Source organism: Ferrovibrio sp. GW821-FHT12B10, assembly GCF_058807515.1.
The window spans coordinates 1177550-1197970 of sequence record NZ_JBXAQT010000001.1 but is presented as its reverse complement, the minus strand read 5'-3'; the positions used below and the strand labels follow the sequence as shown (position 1 = coordinate 1197970).

18 protein-coding genes (1 of these 18 running past the window's edge) are annotated in these 20421 nt (G+C 65.9%); 4 read left to right on the top strand and 14 right to left on the bottom strand.

Annotation, left to right across the window (positions count from 1 at the left end; genetic code table 11):
- From AC1RRT_RS06025 to argH, 4 genes are read right to left on the bottom strand one after another with little or no spacing between them, the layout of a single operon-like run.
- On the bottom strand, positions 1–2565 hold the full coding sequence (locus tag AC1RRT_RS06025) for a TIGR02302 family protein (protein WP_493012870.1): 2565 nt from the start codon (positions 2563–2565) through the stop codon (positions 1–3).
- Entirely contained in the window at positions 2541–3824 is a 1284-nt protein-coding gene (lysA, locus tag AC1RRT_RS06020) for a diaminopimelate decarboxylase (protein WP_493012869.1), read from the bottom strand. The genes AC1RRT_RS06025 and lysA overlap by 25 nt, the downstream gene beginning before the upstream one ends.
- A 24-nt stretch (positions 3825–3848) precedes the next feature.
- Positions 3849–4001 carry a hypothetical protein gene (locus tag AC1RRT_RS06015; RefSeq protein ID WP_493012868.1) on the bottom strand — a complete coding sequence of 51 codons (153 nt, stop codon included), beginning with the start codon at positions 3999–4001 and terminating at the stop codon, positions 3849–3851.
- 2 nt (positions 4002–4003) lie between these two features.
- Positions 4004–5437, bottom strand: a complete 1434-nt coding sequence (argH, locus tag AC1RRT_RS06010) for an argininosuccinate lyase (protein ID WP_493012867.1) — start codon at positions 5435–5437, stop codon at positions 4004–4006.
- 19 nt (positions 5438–5456) lie between these two features.
- Between argH and AC1RRT_RS06005 the strand changes: the two genes are divergently transcribed.
- A complete protein-coding gene (locus tag AC1RRT_RS06005) occupies positions 5457–5996 on the top strand; it encodes a TlpA disulfide reductase family protein (RefSeq protein ID WP_493012866.1) in 540 nt (179 codons plus the stop codon).
- A 67-nt stretch (positions 5997–6063) separates the two neighbouring features.
- On the opposite strand, the gene AC1RRT_RS06000 is transcribed toward AC1RRT_RS06005, so the two are convergent.
- From AC1RRT_RS06000 to asnB, 4 genes are all read right to left on the bottom strand, one after another.
- Complete coding sequence (locus AC1RRT_RS06000) at positions 6064–6936, bottom strand: 3-hydroxybutyryl-CoA dehydrogenase (RefSeq protein ID WP_493012865.1); 873 nt, start codon at positions 6934–6936, stop codon at positions 6064–6066.
- Between the two features lie 22 nt (positions 6937–6958).
- Positions 6959–7894: an electron transfer flavoprotein subunit alpha/FixB family protein gene (locus tag AC1RRT_RS05995; RefSeq protein WP_493012864.1), complete on the bottom strand. Its 936-nt coding sequence runs from the start codon at positions 7892–7894 to the stop codon at positions 6959–6961.
- 1 nt (position 7895) lies between these two features.
- Entirely contained in the window at positions 7896–8645 is a 750-nt protein-coding gene (locus AC1RRT_RS05990) for an electron transfer flavoprotein subunit beta/FixA family protein (protein WP_493012863.1), read from the bottom strand.
- A 234-nt stretch (positions 8646–8879) separates the two neighbouring features.
- Positions 8880–10823, bottom strand: a complete 1944-nt coding sequence (gene asnB / locus AC1RRT_RS05985; protein ID WP_493012862.1) for an asparagine synthase (glutamine-hydrolyzing) — start codon at positions 10821–10823, stop codon at positions 8880–8882.
- A gap of 94 nt (positions 10824–10917) precedes the next feature.
- On the opposite strand from asnB, the gene AC1RRT_RS05980 reads away from it, so the two are divergent.
- Together AC1RRT_RS05980 and clpB are read left to right on the top strand one after the other, a co-directional pair.
- Positions 10918–11835, top strand: a complete 918-nt coding sequence (locus AC1RRT_RS05980) for a hypothetical protein (protein ID WP_493012861.1) — start codon at positions 10918–10920, stop codon at positions 11833–11835.
- Positions 11836–12006: 171 nt separating this feature from the next.
- Positions 12007–14613: an ATP-dependent chaperone ClpB gene (gene clpB, locus AC1RRT_RS05975; RefSeq protein ID WP_493012860.1), complete on the top strand. Its 2607-nt coding sequence runs from the start codon at positions 12007–12009 to the stop codon at positions 14611–14613.
- 135 nt (positions 14614–14748) lie between these two features.
- Here clpB and AC1RRT_RS05970 read toward each other — a convergent pair whose 3' ends face one another.
- Genes AC1RRT_RS05970 through AC1RRT_RS05960 form a run of 3 tightly spaced genes read right to left on the bottom strand, consistent with a single transcriptional unit; the run spans position 14749 to position 17149 of the window.
- Positions 14749–16056, bottom strand: coding sequence for a cystathionine gamma-synthase family protein (locus tag AC1RRT_RS05970; protein ID WP_493012859.1), 1308 nt, complete (start codon positions 16054–16056; stop codon positions 14749–14751).
- 56 nt (positions 16057–16112) lie between these two features.
- Positions 16113–16721, bottom strand: a complete 609-nt coding sequence (locus tag AC1RRT_RS05965; protein ID WP_493012858.1) for a glutathione S-transferase family protein — start codon at positions 16719–16721, stop codon at positions 16113–16115.
- Positions 16721–17149 (bottom strand): rhodanese-like domain-containing protein, encoded by a 429-nt coding sequence (locus AC1RRT_RS05960; RefSeq protein WP_493012857.1) that lies wholly within the window; start codon positions 17147–17149, stop codon positions 16721–16723. Before AC1RRT_RS05960 ends, AC1RRT_RS05965 begins: the two co-directional genes overlap by 1 nt.
- Positions 17150–17256: 107 nt before the next feature.
- Here AC1RRT_RS05960 and gcvA point away from each other — a divergent pair, with 107 nt between their 5' ends.
- Positions 17257–18159 (top strand): transcriptional regulator GcvA, encoded by a 903-nt coding sequence (gene gcvA / locus AC1RRT_RS05955; RefSeq protein WP_493012856.1) that lies wholly within the window; start codon positions 17257–17259, stop codon positions 18157–18159.
- A gap of 1 nt (position 18160) precedes the next feature.
- On the opposite strand, the gene AC1RRT_RS05950 is transcribed toward gcvA, so the two are convergent.
- The 3 genes from AC1RRT_RS05950 to AC1RRT_RS05940 all read right to left on the bottom strand — a co-directional run.
- Positions 18161–18997: a LysR family transcriptional regulator gene (locus tag AC1RRT_RS05950; protein ID WP_493012855.1), complete on the bottom strand. Its 837-nt coding sequence runs from the start codon at positions 18995–18997 to the stop codon at positions 18161–18163.
- 19 nt (positions 18998–19016) lie between these two features.
- Positions 19017–19421, bottom strand: a complete 405-nt coding sequence (locus tag AC1RRT_RS05945; protein ID WP_493012854.1) for a hypothetical protein — start codon at positions 19419–19421, stop codon at positions 19017–19019.
- 192 nt (positions 19422–19613) lie between these two features.
- Positions 19614–20421 carry the 3' portion of a M23 family metallopeptidase gene (locus tag AC1RRT_RS05940; protein ID WP_493012853.1) on the bottom strand. It continues 500 nt past the right edge of the window, so 808 of the gene's 1308 nt are visible here — the last part of the coding sequence; the start codon falls outside the window, past its right edge; its stop codon occupies positions 19614–19616.

Genomic DNA, 20421 nt, shown 5'->3' with positions numbered 1-20421 from the left:
TCAGAACCGGCGCAGCAGGCGGTCGAGGTAATCCAGTTCCTGCGGCGTGCGCTCGCGGTTGCCGGCGCGGCGCTGCAGCTCTTCCAGGATGCGGCGCGCGCGTTCCACCGGCGCCAGATCGGGCACCTGCGTGGCTTCGCCGGCATTCTCGTAGCCGGTCATGTTGCGCCCCAGCGGATCGCGGATCGGATTGCGCTGGTTCTGCCGTGAATCGGCGGCATTGGCCTGGCCGTCGGGATTGCCGCGCTGGGCCTGCTGCATCTGGTTCAGGCCCTGCCGCATCTGATCCAGCGCATCGGTCTGGCCCTGCATGGCTTCGCTCGGCTCGCCGCGCCGCAAGGATTCGCGCGCCTCGCGCATCGAGCGTTCGGCCTTGCCCAGCTGGTCGGGCAACTGGCCGCCGTTGCGCTCGGCCAGCCGGCCCATCATGTCGCCAAGCTTGCGGCGCAGCTCTTCCTGCGCGCGTGCATCGGCCTCGTTCTCGGCGCGCTGCTGCGGCGTGCCTTCGCCGCGGCCGGACTGCTGGCTGCGGCGGAAGCTGCGGTCGAGCAACTGCTGCTGCTGGCGCAGCATCTCGCCGAATTCCTGCATCATCTGGCCCTGCTGGCCCTGGCCGCGCTGGCCCCGCTGCCCGCGCTGGGCCTGGCGCTGCTGCTGCCGGCCCTCGGGCATGCGCACGATGCGGCCGTTCTTCATCGCCTCCAGCATGCGCTGCATCTGCTGCAGCATGTCTTTCGCGGATTCACGATCACCCATCTGCGCCATGTCCTGCGCCTGGTCCATCATGTCCTGCAGGTCCTCGTCGCTCAGCGCCTCTTCGTCTTCGCCCAGCTCTTCGGGTTCCTCGCCGCGCGCCATGCGCTCCAGCGCCTCGCGCATCATCTGCTCCAGCATGCGGTCCATCGCCTGCCGCATCTCCTGCATCAGCTTCTGGATCTCCTCATCGTCCGCATTGCGGTCGATGGCATCCTGCAGCTTGTCCATCAGGGCCTGAAGATCCTTCTCGCCCTGGTTGGCGCGGCCATCCTCGATATGCAGCGCGGTCTGCCACAGCAGGTCCTGCACGCTGGCGATCGACTCCGTGCTGCGGTTCAGGCGCAGGCGGCTGGCGCTGGTGCGCAGGCCCAGATGCGCGGTGTAGTCCTCGCGATAGCGTTCCGGCGCCAGCGACAGCGCCTGCAAGGCCGTCACCACGCGCTGCCACTGGGCCGGCTTCAGTGCCAGCTCGCGGCGCTGCTCGACGATGGCTTTCGCCACCGGATGATTGAAGCGCCGCGCCGGCAGGGTGACGGTGGCGGCCTCGCTGCGGCCGGTCTGGCCCAGCGCGTCCTTGGCCACCAGCGTCATGCTGACCTGCAGCCCGGCCCAGGGATGGGCGGTGAAGTCGAAGCTCTGCTTGTCGCTGGTCTGGCTGCCGCCGCCCAGCGGCACCGGCCAGTCGACCAGGACCGGCGCCTCGGCGCCCTCGCGGGTCAGCTCGAGCTGCACCTGTTGCACGGCGTAATCGTCTTCGGCCGTGAAGGCGACTTCCAGTTCAACCCGGCGCGCCGTCTTGGGCTCTTCGCTGTAGCGGATTTTCGGCGCGAGATCCGGCACCACGCGCAACGGCCATTCGGCAAAGACCTTGTCGCGGCGCATCAGCGAAAGCATGGGATGTTCGCCCTGGGTCAAGTCGAGGGCCAGGTCAAGCTCACCATTGCGCTCGTCGATGGCATGCAGCGCCTGCTCGCTCTTGCCGAACCGCAGCGTGAAACCGGACGGCGGCGCGGCCAGCCGTAATTTGAGCAGGCTGCCGGTAGGAATCGAGAGCGGCGTGGCGGCGGCTTGCGGCGCCGTCGGCGTGCCGCCCTGCACGGGCTTGCCGTCGCGGGTCAGGAACATCGGCGCGCGGCCGGTATAGGCCGGCGGCGTGATCCAGGCTTCCAGCGCAAGCTGCGTGCCTGCAGGGAGCGCCGTGCCGGGATTGAGCGTGTCGGCGAGCCGCTGGCCGCGATCCTCGCCCGGGCTGGCCCAGGCCACCACCAGCAGCAGGCCGAGCGCTGCACGGAAACCCCAGACGTCGCGGCGCCACCAGCCGGCTTCCGGCGTGCCGACGCGCACCTCGGCCAGCTGCGCCAGCGCGCGCTGGCGATGCAGGTCCCAGATGGCCAGCGCGATCGGATCGTGCTGTTCGGCCGAGAGCCTGTCGGCCACGGCTTCCAGCGGACGGTGCTGCAGCAGGTTGATGCGTTCCAGCCGGCGCATCGCATCGGCGCGGCTGGGCCAGCGGAGATTGCGCAGGTCGCGCCACAGCAGCGCGCCGAAGGCGGCGGCAAAGCCGGCCAGCATCAGCCAGTGCAGCCAGATCGGGGTGAAGCGCCAGATGTCGAAACCGGCGAGGATGAGCAGCACCGCCAGCACGGCGGCGGCCGGCATCAGGGCGGGCCAGAAGCGTTCCCAGAAGAGGGCGGCGCGGGCGGCAGACAGGCGATGTTCGAGAACAGGCGCCAGAGCCGCCACCAGACCGGTGGCGGGCACCGGTTGGGACGGATCGCTGTACTCTACGCCTTCGCCTCGCTGAGCCATGCCGGCAGGGTCTCCAGGGCGGTCATCTCGTCAATGGTGGCGCGCCGGCGCGTAATGGCAAACCGGTCGCCACTGACCAGCACTTCAGGCGCCAGCGGACGGGCGTTGTAAGTGGAGGCCATGGCGGAACTATACGCACCCGCCGACAGGATGGCCAACAAATCTCCGGCATCGGCCGGCGGCATCGGGCGGTCCTCGGCGAAGGTGTCGCCGGTCTCGCAGACCGGGCCGACGATATCGACCGGCGCCTGATTTGCGCCGGGATTCGGGGACTTAACCGGCACGATGCGGTGATAGGCCTCGTACATGGCGGGCCGGATCAGGTCGTTCATGCCGGAATCGAGAATCAGGAATGTCTTCTGCTCGGCCTGTTTCACATAGGTAACCTGCGTGAGCAGCAGTCCGGCGTTGCCGACCAGGTAGCGGCCCGGCTCCAGCGCCAGTTCACAGTCAAGCTTGCCGATATGCTTGCGCACCAGATCGGCATAGGCGCGCGGATCCGGCGGCGTCTCCTCGTCGTAGCGGATGCCGATGCCGCCGCCCAGATCGAAGCGCTGCAGGTTGTGGCCGGCGGCGCGCAAGGACGTGATCAGCTCGGCCAGCTTGGCGAAGGTGGCATCATAGGGCGCCAGATCGGTCAGCTGGCTGCCGATATGCACATGCACGCCGACGATCGCGATGCCGGGCAGCTTTGCCGCCTCGGCATAGACCTCGAGCGCGCGATGATAGGCGATGCCGAACTTGTTGGTGGCCTTGCCGGTGGTGATCTTCTTATGCGTCTTGGCATCGACATCGGGATTGATGCGGATGGCGATCGGCGCCTTGAGGCCGAGGCCGCTCGCCACCGCGGACAGCGCATGCAGCTCAGGCTCGGATTCCACGTTGAACTGCAGGATGCCGCTCTTCAGTGCCAGCGCCATCTCGTCGCGGGTCTTGCCCACGCCGGCGAAGATGATCTTCTTCGGATCGATGCCGGCCTTCATGGCCAGCTGCAGCTCGCCGCCCGACACCACATCGGCGCCGGCGCCCAGGTCACGGAAATGCCGCAGCACGGCCAGGCTGGCATTGGCCTTCATCGCATAGGCGATCAGGTGGTTCATGCCGGCGAAGGCATCCGACAGGCTCTTGTAGCGGTCGGTCAGCGCGGCGCTGCTGTAGACATAGGCCGGCGTGCCGACCTCTGCCGCGATCTTGGACAGCGGAACATTCTCGGCGTAGAGCGCGCCGTCGCGATAGGCGAACCAGGGAAAACCGGTCATGACAGTCTCAATTCGAACGGAAGATCAGTAATAGCGAACGGGATCGCGGCGCGGCTGCAGCACGCCGGGGCGCTCGATCGCATCGGGCGGATAATCGGGCACATCCTTGCGGCCGCAGGCGGCTAACCCGGTCGCAGCGAGGATGAGCAGCAGCAGGGCGGACAGGATGCGTCGCATGATCAGCCTTTCTTCGCCAGCAGCTTGCGCCAGCGCGCCACCTGCTTTTTCACATTGGCCGGCGCGGTGCCGCCATAGGATACGCGGCTCTTCACGGAATTCTGCACGCCCAGCACGGCAAAGATGTCCTTGCTGATGCGCGGCTCGACGCTCTGCATCTCGGCGAGCGTCAGCGCCTCCAGCGGCTTGTTCTGCAGTTCGGCCTTGCGCACCAGGCTGCCGGCCACGTGATGGGCCTGGCGGAAGGGCATGTCGATCTTGCGCACGCACCAGTCGGCCAGGTCGGTGGCGGTGGTGTAGCCTTCGCCGGCGGCTTCCTGCATGCGTGGCGCATTGGCCTTCAGGTCGCCGATCATGCCCGCGGTGGCGGCGATGCAGAGCTCCAGGCTGTCGACGGCGTCAAACGTCGGCTCCTTGTCTTCCTGCATGTCCTTGCCATAGGTCATCGGCAGGCCCTTCATGGTGATCAGCAGGGCATTCAGGCTGCCGACGATGCGCCCCACCTTGCCGCGCACCAGTTCGGCGGCGTCGGGGTTGCGCTTTTGCGGCATGATCGACGAGCCGGTGGTGAAGGCATCGCTCAACGTGATGAAGCGGAATTGCGCGGATGTCCAGAGGACGATCTCTTCCGCGAGACGCGACAGATGCACGGCGCAGATCGAGGCGGCGCTCAGGAATTCCAGCGCATAGTCGCGGTCGGCCACGGCATCGAGCGAGTTCGCCATCGGCTCGCGGAAGCCCAGCTCCTTGGCCGTGCTGGCGCGGTCGATGGGCAGGGACGAGCCGGCGAGCGCTGCCGCGCCGAGCGGGCTTTCGTTCAGGCGGTGCCGGGCATCCTTCAGGCGCGAGCGGTCGCGGCCGATCATCTCGACATAGGCCATCAGGTGGTGGCCGAAGGTGACGGGCTGCGCGGCCTGTAAATGCGTGAAGCCCGGCATCACCGTTGCGGCATAGTCATCGGCGCGGCGCAGCAGGGTGAGCTGCAGGTCTTTCAGGCCGGCATCCACCCGGTCGATGGCGTCGCGCACCCACAGCCGGAAGTCGGTCGCCACCTGGTCGTTGCGCGAGCGCGCCGTGTGCAGGCGTCCGGCCGGCTTGCCGATCAGCTCCGACAGCCGCGCCTCCACATGCATGTGGATGTCTTCCAGTGCGGGGTCGATCTTCAGCTTGCCGGCCTCGATCTCACGCAGGATTGTTTCCAGCCCGGCCTGAATCTTCTTGCCCTCGGCAGCCGAAATCAGGCCCTGTCGCACCAGCATGCGGCAATGCGCCAGCGAGCCGCGGATGTCCTGGCGGTAGAGCTTCTGGTCGAAGCGGATCGAGGCGTTGATCTCGGTCATGATCGCCGCCGGGCCTGCGGCAAAGCGCCCGCCCCACATGCTGTTGGCTTGCTTCGGTGTAGGCTTCGACTTATTTGATTTCTTGCGTGCGGACATGATCGGGATACAGGCTGCGATGAAACGGTTTCTGACGATTTTGGCCCTGGCCGTCGCGGTCATTCAGCCCGCTTTCGCCGCCGAACTCCCGCGCGACGGCGAGATGCGTAAACTTATCCCCTCGCACGAGCGGAAGCCAGTCGCCTTGGCTGAATTCCAGACCCCCGACGACCGGACCGTCACGCTGGAGGCCTTCCGGGGCAAGGTGGTGCTGCTCAATCTCTGGGCCACCTGGTGCATCCCCTGCCGGGAGGAGATGCCGGCGCTCGACAATCTGCAGGGCCTGCGCGGGTCTAAGGATTTCGAGGTGGTCGCCGTGGCGCAGGACCGCGCCGGCCGCGCCAAGGTCGAACGCTTCCTGGGCGAGGTGGGGTCGCGCCGGCTCGGCAGCTATCTCGATGCCAGCATGAAGTCGGGCCGTGCCTGGGGCGTCTATGGCCTGCCGACCACCATCCTGATCGACCGCCAGGGCCGCGAGATCGGCCGCCTGCCCGGCGCTGCCGCCTGGGACGGCCCCGATGCGCTCAAGCTGATCGACGCGGCCATCGCTGAACAGTGACGGCGCGGAGACATGAAAAAAGCCCGGCGATGAACCGGGCTTTTTGTTTCAGCGGTGCGTCCCCGCTTTAGCGCGTCGGCGTCGGATGTTCGCCGCGATAGTCGTAGAAGCCGCGGTTGGTCTTGCGCCCCAACCAGCCGGCCTCGACATACTTCACCAGCAACGGACACGGGCGATACTTGGAGTCGGCCAGGCCCTCGTAGAGCACCTGCATGATGGAGAGGCAGGTGTCGAGGCCAATAAAGTCCGCAAGCTGCAAGGGCCCCATCGGATGGTTGGCGCCCAACTTCATCGCGGTGTCGATGGCTTCGACCGAGCCGACGCCCTCATACAGCGTGTAGATCGCCTCGTTGATCATCGGCAGCAGGATGCGGTTGACGATGAAGGCGGGGAAATCTTCCGAATTGGCCGGGGTCTTGCCCAGCTTGATGGTGAGCTCGCGCACCATGCGGAAGGTGTTTTCGTCGGTGGCGATGCCGCGGATCAGCTCGACCAGCGCCATCACCGGCACCGGGTTCATGAAATGCATGCCCATGAACTTTTCCGGCCGGTCGGTCGAGGAAGCGAGCCGGGTGACCGAGATCGACGAGGTGTTGGTGGCCAGCACCGCGGTCGGCTTCAAAACGGGGCAGAGGTCGGCGAAGATCTTCTTCTTCAGGCCCTCGTTCTCGGTGGCGGCCTCGACCACGAAGTCGGTCTCGGCGAAGACGCGGATGTCGTTCGAGGTGCGGATATGCGTGAGCGCCTTGGCCTTCTCGGCCTCGGTGATCTTGCCGCGCGCCACCTGGCGGGCCATGTTGCCGCCGATGGTTTCCAGCGCCTTGTCGAGCTGGGCGGCGTTGATGTCCTGCAGCACGACATCGTAGCCGGCCAGCGCGCAGACATGGGCGATACCATTGCCCATCTGGCCGGCGCCGATCACCCCAATGGTCTTGATCATGCGGTTCCCCGGTTCCGTTCGCTTACTTGGCCAGCTCGGCTTCGAGCTCGGGCAGAATCTTGAACAGGTCGCCGACCAGGCCGTAATCGGCAACCTGGAAGATCGGCGCCTCTTCGTCCTTGTTGATGGCGACGATCACCTTCGAGTCCTTCATGCCGGCGAGATGCTGGATCGCGCCCGAGATGCCGACGGCCACGTAAAGCTGCGGCGCCACGATCTTGCCAGTCTGGCCGACCTGATAGTCGTTCGGCACGAAGCCGGCGTCCACCGCGGCGCGGCTGGCGCCGACGGCGGCGCCGAGCTTGTCGGCGACGGCCTCGATCAGCTTGAAATTCTCGCCCGAGCCCATGCCGCGGCCGCCAGACACGATGATCTTGGCCGAGGTCAGCTCCGGACGATCCGACTTCTGCAGCTCCTGGCCGATGAACTTGGATAGGCCGGCATCAGCGGCGCCGCCCGCCTTCTCGACGGCGGCGGAACCGCCCTCGGCGGCGGCGGCCGCGAAGCCGGTCGCGCGCACGGTGATGACCTTGATGGCATCCGACGACTGCACGGTCGCCATGGCGTTGCCGGCATAGATCGGACGCACGAAGGTGTCGGCCGACTTCACTTCGACGATGCCTGAGATCTGGGCGACATCGAGCAGGGCGGCGACGCGCGGCAGCACGTTCTTGCCGCTGGTGGTCTCCGGCGCGAGAATCGCGGCGTAGCCCTTGCCGATAGCGGCGACCAGCGCGCCGAGCGGCTCGGCCAGGCCATGGGCATACTGCTCGCCCTCGACCTGGATGACCTTCTTCACGCCGGCGACCTTGGCAGCCGCGGCGGCGGCGGCATCGGCGCCCTTGCCGGCGACCAGCACATGCACATCGGCATCGATCTTGGCGGCGGCGGTGACGGCGTTGAGCGTCGGGGCCTTGAGCGAGGCGTTGTCGTGTTCAGCGATTACGAGGACGCTCATCTCAGATCACTCCCGCTTCGGTCTTCAGCTTCTGCACCAGGGTCGCCACATCGGGCACCTTGATGCCGGCCTGGCGCTTCGGCGGCTCGTCCACCGACAGCGTCTTCAGGCGCGGCGCGATATCGACGCCCAGGTCTTCCGGGGTCTTTTCATCAATCGGCTTCTTCTTCGCCTTCATGATGTTGGGCAGCGAGGCGTAGCGCGGCTCGTTCAGGCGCAGGTCGGTGGTGACCACGGCGGGCAGCTTGAGCTCGACGGTCTCCAGACCGCCGTCCACTTCGCGCACCACGGTGGCCTTGCCGTCGGCGAAGCTCGCCTTGTTGGCGAAGGTGCCCTGGGCCCAGTTCAGCAGCGCCGCCAGCATCTGGCCGGTCTGGTTGCTGTCGTCATCGATGGCCTGCTTGCCGACGATGACGAGCTGCGGCTGCTCGGCCTCGACGATCTTGGCCAGAATCTTGGCAACCGCCAGCGGCTGCACGTCGGCGTCGGTCTTGATCAGGATGCCGCGGTCGGCGCCCATGGCCAAAGCGGTGCGCAGCGTTTCCTGCGCCTGGGCCGGGCCGATGGAGACGGCGATCACCTCGGTGGCGGTGTTGGCTTCCTTGAGACGGACCGCCTCTTCGACGGCGATTTCGTCGAAGGGATTCATCGACATCTTGACGTTGGCGAGATCGACACCCGTCTTGTCCGCCTTGACGCGGATCTTGACGTTGTAGTCCACCACGCGCTTGACCGCGACCAGAACCTTCATGGACGTCAAACCTTGGTTGTTGCGAGCGAGTAAATGACAAAAGAGACGGTGTGCAGCCCCATAAATCACGGGGCGCCTACGTTTTTCGCGCTGCACACTATAACCCGCCATGGGGGCTGTCAACGAACCGCCATACGGCCGGAGAGTTCCCGCCGGCTACCGCAAGTCACCGTGCCGTTGGGGAAATTCCCGCTTTCAGGTGTCGTGCTGCGGGTGCGTTCTTCAGGCCGGGGATCAGCCCAGTGAAACGCCGGGCCAGCGCTGCCGCCAGGCCTGGAACATCAGCACCGTCCACAGGCTGTGCTGCCAGTTGCGGCGGCCGCTTAAGTGCTCGCGCCAGCGCTGCTGCACCGGGCCCGGATCGATCAGGCCATCGGCGCTCAGCCGCTGCTCGGAGAGCAGATCCGCGGCCCAGTCCTTCAGCGGCCCGCGCAGCCAGTCGCCGACCGGAATGCCGAAGCCGGTCTTGGGTCGCTCCACCATCTGCTGCGGCACATACTTGTAGAGCACCTGGCGCAACAGCCGCTTGCCCTGGCCGTCTTTCAGCAGGCGGTCGGGCGCCAGGCGCCAGGCATATTCCACCACGCGGTGATCGAGCAGCGGCACGCGCGCCTCCAGCGACACCGCCATGCTGGCGCGGTCCACCTTGGTCAGGATGTCGTCGGGCAGGTAGGTCACCATGTCGCGATAGCGCAGCCGGGCCACGGTTTCCGGCAGCTCGCCGGCCAGCCGCGTATCAAGCGCGCCACGCGAGGCGGCGCCACGGACCATGCTTTCGCCATCCCATTGCGTGACCAGGGCGGCATACATCGCATCGGCATCGGCTTCGGCCATGATGCCGGCGGCCTTGTGGATCTTGTCGCCGATGAACTTTGGCTTGTAGCGCTGCGGGATGGGCGAAAACACCGCGTCCCAGGCATCGGGCGACAGCAGCTTCAGCAGGCCGCCACCGCCATGCCGCAACGCGGCCGGCACAACGCCAACGGCGTTCCACAGCCGGTCGATGCCCTGGTAGCGCACATAGCCGGCAAAGATCTCGTCGCCGCCATCGCCCGACAGCGACACGGTGACGGATTTGCGCGCCAGTTCCGACACCAGATAGGTGGGGATTTGGGAGCTGTCCGAAAACGGCTCGTCATACATCTCGGCCAGTTTCGGGATCACGCTGCGCGCATGATCGGAATCGATCACCAGCTCGGTATGGTCGGTGCCCAGATGCCTGGCCACCGTGCGGGCATGGTCGGCCTCGTTGAAGGCCTCGTCGGTGAAGCCGATGGAAAAGGTCTGCACCGGCTGGCTCGACTGCGTCTGCATCAGCGCGACGACGGTGGACGAGTCTATGCCCCCGGACAAAAACGCGCCCAGCGGCACATCGGCCATCATGCGGCGTTTGACCGCGTCTTTCAGCAGCACATGCAGGTCTTCCAGCTGCTCGGCCTCGGGCCGCATGTCGCGGTTGCGCATGCCGGTGGCGGCGATGCGGCGCAGGTCCCAGAAGCAGCTCAAGGTCGTGTCGCCATTCTGGTCGATGCGCAGGATATGGCCCGGCGGCAGCTTCTGCACGCCGGCATAGATCGCGCGCGGCGCCGGCACATAGCCAAAGCGCAGGTAGCCGGCCAGCGCATCGCGATCCAGTTTCGGCGTCCAGCCCGGATAGGCGGTCAGCGCCTTCAGCTCCGATCCGAACAGCAGCGCCGGGCCTTCATCGGTGTTCTGTTGCGTCCAGTAGACCGGCTTGATGCCCAGGCGGTCGCGCACCAGCCACAGCACGCGCTCTTTGCGGTCCCACAGGGCGAAGGCGAACATGCCGATGAAGCGCGGGATGGCCTTCTCCACGCCCCAGGCGGCGCAGGCTTCCAGCAGCACTTCGGTATCGGATGTGCCACGGAAGGTCACATGCGGCAGATCGTGCGCGACCTCGGCGGCGTTGAAGATCTCGCCGTTGTAGCAGATGACGAACCGCTCATCGGCGCTCAGCATCGGCTGCGCGCCGGTCTCGGTCAGGTCGACGATGGCGAGGCGGCGATGCCCGAAGGCCAGGCCGGCGGCGGGATCCAGCCAGGACGTGGCGGCATCAGGCCCGCGATAGGCGATGGCATCGGTCATCGCGGTGACGCGGCGGCCCAGCGTATCGGCCGGGAGACTGCGTCCGGTCAGGATGCCTGCGATGCCGCACATATGAATCGGGTCCGTTTTCGAACGCTGGGGTGCCTCAGTGTTTAGGGGAGCGCCGCGCTGCCGTAAACGGCGGGCTTCCCGGAATGCGCGATGTTTGACATTTATTCCTATATACTCTATATGTTCTCATCGGGAGAGTCAATCTGATCAGGAGAGCGCCATGGCCGTGCAATATGATCCGTTTAAGGACGAAACCCTGGGCACCCCCGACGAGCCGCCGCTGCCTGTAAAGCCAAAACGCAAGCCCCCGGTCATGATCGACTGGAAAACTGTCGCCCGCCGGATCGCCGAGGGCGAGAAGCCGGTCGAAATCGCAGCCGCGCTCACAATCAAGGAAGACCGCATCTGGGATCATCTGAAGCGCAGCCTGCGCTTCCGCTTCCTGCTGGGGCAGGCATTGGAGCGCCAGCGGCAGCTTGCCGCCCTGCGTCTGGCGGCCGGCGGTCGCGCCACCCTGCTCAGTCAGGCCCTGCAGGCCGATGCCCTGGATGCCGACATGCTGCGCTGCCTGCTGGATCAGGAGGCCATGGAAGGCACGGCCGGCGATGTGCAAAAGCGCATCGAGACGCTGGGCGAAACCGGCCGCCGTGCGCCCAATGCCAGCCTGCGCAAGCGGATTACCGCCGAACGACAGGGGATGGACGCCTTTGTCGAGGCGACGGCGGCGCTACTGGCCGCGCGTGCGCCAGAGCCTGAAATCACAGAGCCTGAAGCGCCAGAGCCTGAGGTGCCGGCGACCGAAGCCAGGCGAACCGAAACGAACGCAAACGAAGCCAAACGAACTGAAACGAACCAAAACGAACAGGAACGAAGCCAAACGAACGCAGACGAAGCGAAACGAACGGAAACGAAGCCACGCGAACTCTGGCGGAAAGTGGACCTCCCCCCTGTCGGGACGCGCCCGCCCACCATTGTCGATCTGGATGGCCCCGATCTCGCCCGGCTGCGCGCCGCCGGCCTGATCGGGCCGCCGCCTGGTGACGCCGGGCCGGATGGGCCTGATCCGTCCTGACCTGGATCAAGGCGAACGAACGCGTCCCTGCGGCATTCTTTCCGGCAGCATTCTTTAACGGCCCCTCTTGCAGGCTGCGGCGGGCTTCCCACATTTCCGGTGCGGGGTCCGCCCCGGAGCCAGCCGCTGTCGGGGGTTCCGATATCAGGACTGCCGGACAAGGAGTTCGACATGGATTTCGAGAAATACACCGAGCGCAGCCGCGGTTTCCTCCAGGCTGCCCAGACCATGGCGCTGGCCCGCGGGCATCAGCGCTTCTCGCCCGAACATCTGCTCAAAGTCCTGAACGACGACCCGGAAGGCATGGCGGCGGGCCTGATCCGCGCCGCCGGCGGCCAGCCCGAGGTGGTGAAGGCCAAGACCGAAGAGGCGCTGGCCAAGATCCCCAAGGTGGAAGGCGGCGGTGCCGGCAGCCTGTACATGGCGCCCGAGATGGCGCGCCTGTTCGAAACGGCCGAGAAGCTGCGTGAAAAGGCCGGCGACAGTTTCGTCGCCGCCGAGCGGCTGCTGCAGGCGCTGGCGCTCTCCACCGGCACCCCGGCGGGCGACGCGCTGAAGGCCGGCAATGTCACGCCACAGAATCTGGAAAAGGCGATTCAGGATATGCGTAAAGGTCGCAAGGCCGATTCCGCGTCGGCCGAACAGGCTTATGACGCGCTCAAGAAATATGCCCGCGACCTCACCGAGGCCGCCGAACAGGGCAAGCTCGATCCGGTGATCGGCCGCGACGAAGAGATTCGCCGGACGATTCAGGTTCTGTCGCGCCGCACCAAGAACAATCCCGTGCTGATCGGCGAACCCGGCGTCGGCAAGACCGCGATTGTTGAAGGCCTCGCCCTTCGCATCGTCAAAGGCGACGTGCCCGAAAGCCTGAAGAACAAGAAGCTGATGGCGCTCGATCTCGGCGCCATGATCGCCGGCGCGAAATTCCGCGGCGAGTTCGAGGAGCGGCTCAAGGCCGTGCTGGCCGAGGTGACGGCCGCTGAAGGCCAGATCGTGCTGTTCATCGACGAGCTGCACACGCTGGTCGGCGCGGGCAAGGCCGATGGCGCGATGGATGCGTCCAACCTGCTGAAACCGGCGCTGGCGCGCGGCGAGCTGCATTGCGTCGGCGCCACCACGCTGGATGAATACCGCAAGTATATCGAGAAGGACGCGGCGCTGGCCCGTCGCTTCCAGTCCGTCTTCGTCGGCGAGCCGACGGTGGAGGACACCATCTCGATCCTGCGCGGCCTGAAGGAGAAGTATGAAGTGCACCATGGCGTGCGCATCACCGACAGCGCCATCGTGGCGGCTGCGACGCTCTCCAACCGCTACATCACGGATCGTTTCCTGCCTGACAAGGCGATCGACCTGATCGACGAGGCTTCGGCGCGGCTGCGCATGGAAGTCGATTCCAAGCCGGAAGCGGTGGACGAACTCGACCGCCGCATCATGCAGCTCAAGATCGAGCGCGAAGCGCTGAAGAAGGAGACCGATGCCGCCTCCAAGGACCGGCTGACCAAGCTGGAGGCGGAACTCGTCGATCTGGAAACCCAGTCGCACACGCTGACCTCGGCCTGGCAGGCCGAAAAGGACAAGCTGGGCGATGCGCAGAAGCTGAAGGAACAGCTCGATCAGGCCCGTCTCGATCTCGACCAGGCGAAAGCCAAGGCCGACTGGAACCGCGCGTCTGAACTCTCCTACGGCGTGATCCCCGATCTGGAGCGCAAGCTGCAGGATGCCGAGAAAGGTGGCGGCAAAGACAATAAAGCCATCGTTCGCGAGGCGGTCACCGAGAGCGACATCGCCGGCGTGGTGTCACGCTGGACCGGCATTCCGGTCGACAAGATGCTGTCGGGCGAGCGCGAGAAGCTGCTGAAGATGGAGCAGCGTCTGGGCACGCGCGTGGTCGGCCAGGACGAGGCGCTGGTGGCGGTGGCCAATGCGGTGCGCCGGGCGCGCGCCGGCCTGCAGGACCCCAACCGGCCGATCGGCAGCTTCCTGTTCCTCGGCCCCACCGGCGTGGGCAAGACCGAGCTGACCAAGGCTCTGGCCGAATTCCTGTTCGACGACGACAGCGCCATGGTGCGCATGGACATGTCGGAATACATGGAGAAGCATTCGGTCAGCCGCCTGATCGGCGCGCCGCCGGGCTATGTCGGCTATGACGAGGGCGGTGCGCTCACCGAAGCGGTGCGCCGCCGGCCCTATCAGGTGATCCTGTTCGACGAGGTCGAGAAGGCGCATCCGGATGTGTTCAACGTCCTGCTTCAGGTGCTGGATGACGGCCGGCTGACCGACGGCCAGGGCCGCACGGTGGACTTCAAGAACACCGTGATCATCCTGACCTCGAATCTGGGCAGCGAATATCTGGCCAAAGCCAGCGGCGACCAGATCGACGAGGCGCTGCGCCATCAGGTGATGGAAGTGGTGCGCGCCAGCTTCCGGCCGGAATTCCTCAACCGTCTGGATGAGGTGATCCTGTTCCGTCGCCTGAGCCGCGAGAACATGACCGGCATCGTCGACATCCAGCTGCTGCGGCTGCGCAAGCTGCTGGCCGATCGCAAGATCGAGATCAAGCTGGATGACGCGGCGAAGAAGTGGCTCGCCGATGCCGGCTACGATCCGGTCTACGGCGCGCGGCCCTTGAAGCGGGTGATCCAGCGGTCGCTGCAGAACCCGCTGGCCAGCATGATCCTGGAAGGCGAGATCGCCGATGGCGTGACGGTGAATGTGAGCGCCGGCCCCAAGGGCCTGACGATCCAGGACCGTATCGTCGACGTGGCGGCGGAGTGATCGGAAACGGGGCAGCGAAAGCTGCCCCGTTGCGGTTTTGTCAGACGTAAATGGGGCCCGGCTCGCGCTGCGCTTGGCCGGGGTGACGACTTTACTTTTTACCTGTCACCCCGGGCTTGACCCGGGGTCCCATTTTTAAGGACGCGTCGCCTCCCGGAAGGCCGCCTCCAGGTCGTCGATCAGGTCGTCGGGATGCTCCAGCCCGATCGAGACGCGGATCAGGCCTTCTGTCACGCCAAGCGTGTCGAGGATCTTGGTGCCGACGCCCGAATGCGTGGTGGACGCCGGATGGCAGACCAGCGATTCCGTGCCCCCTAAGCTGACGGCGGATTTGAACAGCCGCAGCGCGTTGATGAGCTTGAAGCTCTGCTGCCGCGTGGCGCCTTCCAGCGTGAAGGAGAAGGTCGAGCCGGGGCCTGAGCACTGGCGCTGGTAGACGGTCTGATAGGTGTTGTCGGTGATCAGGTCGGGATGCCGCACCGTCACCTTCATGTGCGGGTTGGTGTTCAGCCACTGCGCCACCTTGCGGCCGGTTTCGGCGGCACGCGTCATGCGGATCACCAGCGTCTCCAGCGAGCGGGCGATCATCCAGGAGGAATGCGGGTCGAGCTGGCTGCCAAAGGTGTTGCGGTAGCTGCGGATGCGGTCGAGCTGGGCTTTGGCGCCGACCGCGCTGCCGGCCACCAGGTCGCTATGGCCGCCGACATATTTGGTGAGAGAATACACCGCGATGTCGACGCCGTGGGCCAGCGGCTTCTGGAAGATCGGCCCCAGCATGGTGTTGTCGCAGACGATCAGCGGCCGCGTGCCGCCCTGTTTCTTGGCAATGGCGTCGGCGGCCTTGGCCACCATGGCGAAATCGACCATGGCGTTGTTCGGGTTGGCCGGCGTCTCGATGAAGATCATGGCGATGCGGCCTTTGGCGCTCTCTGCCGCCGCCGTGATGTCGCGGTCATGCAGGCCGTCATGGAATTCGGCGGTCGCGATGCCGAACTCGGGCAGCACCTTGCGGATCATCGTCTCGGTGCCGCCATAGAGCGGCGAGGAATGCAGCAGGGTGTCGCCGGGCCGCAAAAATGTGAGGAAGGCGCTGGCGATCGCCGCCATGCCGCTGGAAAAGACGGCGGCGGCTTCGGCGCCTTCGAGCAGCGCCAGGCGGTCCTCGACGATCTCGAGGTTGGGGTGGTTGAAGCGGCTGTAGATCAGGCCGGCTTTTTCGCCCTCGGGCAGCTTGGTGCGGCCCGCCATCAGGTCGAAGAAGGCGGCACCGTCCTCGGCGGTCTTGTAGGCGAAGGTGGAGGTGAGGAAGACGGGCGGTTTGACGGCGCCTTCCGAGAGGAAGGGGTCGTAGCCGTAGGTCATCATCTGGGTTTCGGGATGCAGGTCCCGGTCGCCGGCCCTGGTCCGCGTGTGGCGGGTCTTCGTCTCGGTCGGTTTTGCCATCTGGGCACCTCCTGATGAGGTCAGGATAGCGCCCAAGATGGCAAAAGCGTGATTTATCAGTCGCCCGGCAGCATCTTCACATGGCCGGGCTGCGCCGCGATGCGGCTCATCCAGGCGCGGATGGCGGGAAAGGGCTTGAGGTCGAGGTCGGATTCATCGGCGCGGTGGGTATAGGCGTAGAGCGCGATATCGGCGATCGAGTAGCTGCCGCCGACGAAGTAGTCGTTTTTCTGCAGGTGCTGCTCCATCACGCCCAGCGCGGCGCGGCCTTTTTCCAGGCGCTCAGGCATTTCAGCCATGCGCGGATGCTCGCGCCCGAGATGGCGCAGGATCCAGCGCGGCGTGGCGACGTAAGGCTCGTGGCTGTACTGCTCGAAGAACAGCCACTGCATCACCTGCGCGCGGGCCAGCCGGCTTTCCGGCAGGTATTTCGACCCATCGGCGATGTAATAGAGGATGGCGTTCGATTCCGGCAGCACGAAGCCGTCTTCCAGTTCCAGCGCCGGGATGCGGCCATTCGGATTCTTGGCCAGAAACGCATGGGTGCGGGTCTCGCCCTTGTCGAGATCGAGTTCGACGCGGCGATAGGGCACGTTCAGCAGGGCCATCAGCAGGCGGCATTTATAGCCGTTGCCGGAATCGAGGTAGTCATACAGCGTCATCATCACTTGCTCTCCAGCACTTGGCCGGGCTCGCGGCCCTGGGCGTAGGAAAATCCTTCATCGGCCCAGCCGGTCATGCCGCCGATCATGATCTTCACGGCATAGCCTAGGCTGGCGAGCTTCAGGGCAGCGCGGTCGGCGCCGTTGCAATGTGGCCCGGCGCAGTAGACGACGAACAGCGTGTCGTCGGCCCATTTGTCGACCATGCGCTCGGCCGTGATGTCGGCATGCGGCAGGCTGATCGCGCCGGGCACATGGTTCTCGGCATAGGCCTTGCGGCCGCGCACATCGAGCAGCACGAAGTCGGTGTGGCCGTGGCTTAAGGCGTGATGCACGTCCCAGCAGTCGGCCTCGAAGCTGAACTTGCGGGCGAAATGCAGCCGGGCCTCGGCGGCGGCGGCGGCGGGGGTTTCGGCGACATAACTGGGCATGGGCGGCTCCTGACTGGGTGGCCAGAGCGTCACCTAAGCCTGCCTAAGGCGCAAACGAGTGTTTCTAGGGTATTGGCTTAGGAAAGCTAAGGCATGATACTGAGGACATGCGCCGCCGCCTGCCACCCCTCAATGCCCTGCGTGCCTTCGAGGCCGCCGCCCGTCATGGCAGCTTTGCCTTGGCCGCCGCCGAACTGGGCGTCACGGCGGCCGCGATCAGCCAGCAGGTGAAGGGCCTGGAATCGCTGCTGCAGGTGCCGCTGTTCCGGCGCCAACCGCGTGGGCTCGCGCTCACCGATGCCGGCCGCGCCTATATGCCGGGCTTGAGCGATGCGCTCGACCGCATGGCGGCAGCGACAGCGCGGCTGCGTGAAGGCGGTGCGACCGGCCTGGTCACGGTGACCACGCTGGCGTCCTTTGCGGCGGGCTGGCTGGTGCCGCGCCTGTCGCGCTTCCGCATCGCCTATCCCGGCATCGAGCTGCGCATCGATACCTCGCGGCGGCTGGTTGATTTCGCGCGCGAGGATGTCGATCTCGCCATCCGTTTCGGTGCAGGCCCCTTTAAGGGCCTCCAAGCCGTGCCGCTGCTGGGTGAGGACGTGTTCCCGGTCGCCAGCCCGGCGCTGCTGCATGGCGGACCGCCGCTGCAGCGCTTCGAGGATCTGGCGCATCACCAGCTGCTGCATGATGTCGATGCGCAGCCGGCGCAGCCCTGGCTGAGCTGGCCAGCCTGGTTCGAGCGCGCCGGTCTGTCTCCTGCGCTGAGCGAGCGCGGGCTGCAGTTCACCGATTCCAATGTTCTGGTCGCCGCGGCCGTCGCGGGCCAGGGCGTGGCGCTGGGGCGTGCGCCGCATCTGGGCGAGCATCTGGCCAAGGGCCGCCTGGTGCGGCTGCTGGATGTGAGTTGGACGGCAGAGTGGCGCTACTGGGTGGTCGCGCCGGCGGCGCAGTTCCGCCGCCCGCTGGTGCAGGCCTTCGTCGACTGGCTGCAGTCGGAAGCCAGCAGCTGACCTACTGCGCCAGCCGTTCGGCCAGCTGCTGCACCAGCGCGACGGTTTTGCTGTCAGCCGCCGCGCAGGCCAGCCCCATGCGGCGCTCCAGCCCGACGGCTTCCTTCAGCGGCCGCACGATCACATGCGGCAGGCCGGTTGCGTGGGATTCCGGCACCAGCGACAGGCCGAGCCCGATCTCGACCATTTTCAGCAGCGCTTCCTCGCGCTCGGCGACGGCGCGCACGTCCAGCACGATGCCCTTCTCGGCCAACGCGCGGGTGAAGACCAGATTGAGCGCGCAATACGGCCGCTCGATGAAGGGCGCGCCATGCAGGTCGGCCAGCGCGAAGCCGTTGCGGAACCGCAAGGGATGGCTTTCGGGGATGATCACCACATAGCGGTCGGTCCATAGCGGTGCGAACCAGTCGGACTCAGTCTTGCAATGCTCGGCGACCATGCGCAGCGCGGCGGTCTCGCGGTCGGGCGTCAGCTTCAGTACCGCGTCGGGCATCAGCTCGCCCAGTGCGGCCATGAAAGGCCCGATGCGGCTGGTCAGCACATCGGGCTGCACGAACAGACGGACCTCTTCCTTGGGCGTGGTGCGGAAATCCTGCGCGATGGCGCTGGCCTCGGCCAGCAGGCTGCGGGCGCGCGGATAGAGCCGTTCGGCCGCCAGCGTCGCCACCAGGCCGCCCTTGCCACGCTCGAACAGCTGGGTCTCCAGCGCGGTTTCAAGATTGCGGATCGCCAAGCTGATCGAGGGCTGGGCGACGAAGCACCGCCTGGCCGCCGCGGTGATCGACGCTTCTTCGTAGGCGGCCACGAAGTAGGTCAGGGCCCGCAGGTCGAACATCATGGCGGTGCTTCTTTCATGCTCAGGAGGTGGCGGGCTGCATGCTCGCCACGGTCTCGCGGAAGTAGTCCATGCGGCCGTTGCGTGAATGGCTGATGATCCAGGTATGGCCATCCACCACCTGCTGCTGCAGGCCATAGAAGAAGCGCTGGTGGAATTCCGTCAGCACCCAGTCATCGCCCAGCGCCGTGCTGCGTGCCGACAGGATGTGTGTGCCCTGCGGGAAGATGTCGGTGCCCAGGCGCTGCAGCACCTGCAGCAGGCCGGCCTTGCCGGTGCATTGCTGCCAGCTCACATCGGCGGAATCGCGATAGTGATCGATGCGGAGATCAATCTCGTCGTCGATATGATCGAGCAGGGTGGGCACGTCGCCGGCAGCAAAGGCTTTGAGCACGATATCGATGGGGAAGCGGGTATCGGTGGTCATGGTGACAGTCCTTCTGTTGGAAAGGCCGTCACCCTAGGAACGAGCTATTCATAGGTAAAATATCATTTAAATCGTATCAGTCGATAAATTACCTATGGACTTCATAGCAAAACACCGCCCGTGACGAGGGCGGTGTTGGCTATACAGGCTTTAACGAAGGTTCAGTCGACGGTGGATCCGTCGACGCGCCGATCAATCACCACGATTGAGCAGCGCGAGCAGCGGCGTCTTGCGCAATTCGCCGTCGATCTCGCCCGCATGCTTGCGGAAGCGGTCGTATTCCTTGCCATCCAGCTTGCGGCCGGAGGGGAAGCGCACGCCGGTCGGATTGATCTGCTTGCCGTTCTGCATGACTTCGTAATGCAGATGCGGGCCGGTCGAACGCCCGGTGGTGCCGACCGCACCGATGATCTGGCCCTGGCGCACGCGCTGGCCGGTCTTCACGCCAAGGCGGCTCATATGCGCGTAGGCGGTCATATAGCCGTTGCCATGCTTGATGCGCACATACTGTCCGTAGCCGCCGTTCCAGCCGGCCATATCCACGACGCCTTCGCCGGCAGCCTGGATCGGCGTGCCGGTCATGGCGCCGAAGTCGACGCCCTTGTGCATCAGGCTGAAGCCGAGGATCGGGTGATGGCGCATGCCGAAGCCTGAGGTCAGTCGCGCGCCGTCGATCGGCGTGCGCAGCAGCGCCTTGCGCACACTGGAGCCGGCCGGCGTGAAATAGTCGGCATCGCCGCCATCGGACGGCTGATAGAAGTAGTAGCGCAGTTCGCGGCCCGACAGCGTCATCGCGGCAGCGGCAATGCGCCCGGTCTTCACGGTCTTGCCGTTGTCGTCGAAGTGACGATCAAAGAAGAGTTCGAAGCGATCGCCTGGCTGCACTTCGCGCTGGAAGTCGACATCGTATGAGAAGATGCGGATGAACTCGCTGAGCAGTGCGTTGTTCAGGCCCGCAGCAATGCCGGCGTTATAAAGGCTGTCGTCGATCTGGCCGGCG

Excerpts from the sequence above, each read along its gene's own strand:
- AC1RRT_RS06025 (WP_493012870.1), bottom strand. The coding sequence starts at position 2,565 with ATGGCTCAGCGAGGCGAAGGCGTAGAGTACAGCGATCCGTCCCAACCG.
- lysA (WP_493012869.1), bottom strand. The coding sequence starts at position 3,824 with ATGACCGGTTTTCCCTGGTTCGCCTATCGCGACGGCGCGCTCTACGCC.
- AC1RRT_RS06015 (WP_493012868.1), bottom strand. The coding sequence starts at position 4,001 with ATGCGACGCATCCTGTCCGCCCTGCTGCTGCTCATCCTCGCTGCGACC.
- argH (WP_493012867.1), bottom strand. The coding sequence starts at position 5,437 with ATGTCCGCACGCAAGAAATCAAATAAGTCGAAGCCTACACCGAAGCAA.
- AC1RRT_RS06005 (WP_493012866.1), top strand. The coding sequence starts at position 5,457 with ATGAAACGGTTTCTGACGATTTTGGCCCTGGCCGTCGCGGTCATTCAG.
- AC1RRT_RS06000 (WP_493012865.1), bottom strand. The coding sequence starts at position 6,936 with ATGATCAAGACCATTGGGGTGATCGGCGCCGGCCAGATGGGCAATGGT.
- AC1RRT_RS05995 (WP_493012864.1), bottom strand. The coding sequence starts at position 7,894 with ATGAGCGTCCTCGTAATCGCTGAACACGACAACGCCTCGCTCAAGGCC.
- AC1RRT_RS05990 (WP_493012863.1), bottom strand. The coding sequence starts at position 8,645 with ATGAAGGTTCTGGTCGCGGTCAAGCGCGTGGTGGACTACAACGTCAAG.
- asnB (WP_493012862.1), bottom strand. The coding sequence starts at position 10,823 with ATGTGCGGCATCGCAGGCATCCTGACCGGACGCAGTCTCCCGGCCGAT.
- clpB (WP_493012860.1), top strand. The coding sequence starts at position 12,007 with ATGGATTTCGAGAAATACACCGAGCGCAGCCGCGGTTTCCTCCAGGCT.
- AC1RRT_RS05970 (WP_493012859.1), bottom strand. The coding sequence starts at position 16,056 with ATGGCAAAACCGACCGAGACGAAGACCCGCCACACGCGGACCAGGGCC.
- AC1RRT_RS05965 (WP_493012858.1), bottom strand. The coding sequence starts at position 16,721 with ATGATGACGCTGTATGACTACCTCGATTCCGGCAACGGCTATAAATGC.
- AC1RRT_RS05960 (WP_493012857.1), bottom strand. The coding sequence starts at position 17,149 with ATGCCCAGTTATGTCGCCGAAACCCCCGCCGCCGCCGCCGCCGAGGCC.
- gcvA (WP_493012856.1), top strand. The coding sequence starts at position 17,257 with ATGCGCCGCCGCCTGCCACCCCTCAATGCCCTGCGTGCCTTCGAGGCC.
- AC1RRT_RS05950 (WP_493012855.1), bottom strand. The coding sequence starts at position 18,997 with ATGATGTTCGACCTGCGGGCCCTGACCTACTTCGTGGCCGCCTACGAA.
- AC1RRT_RS05945 (WP_493012854.1), bottom strand. The coding sequence starts at position 19,421 with ATGACCACCGATACCCGCTTCCCCATCGATATCGTGCTCAAAGCCTTT.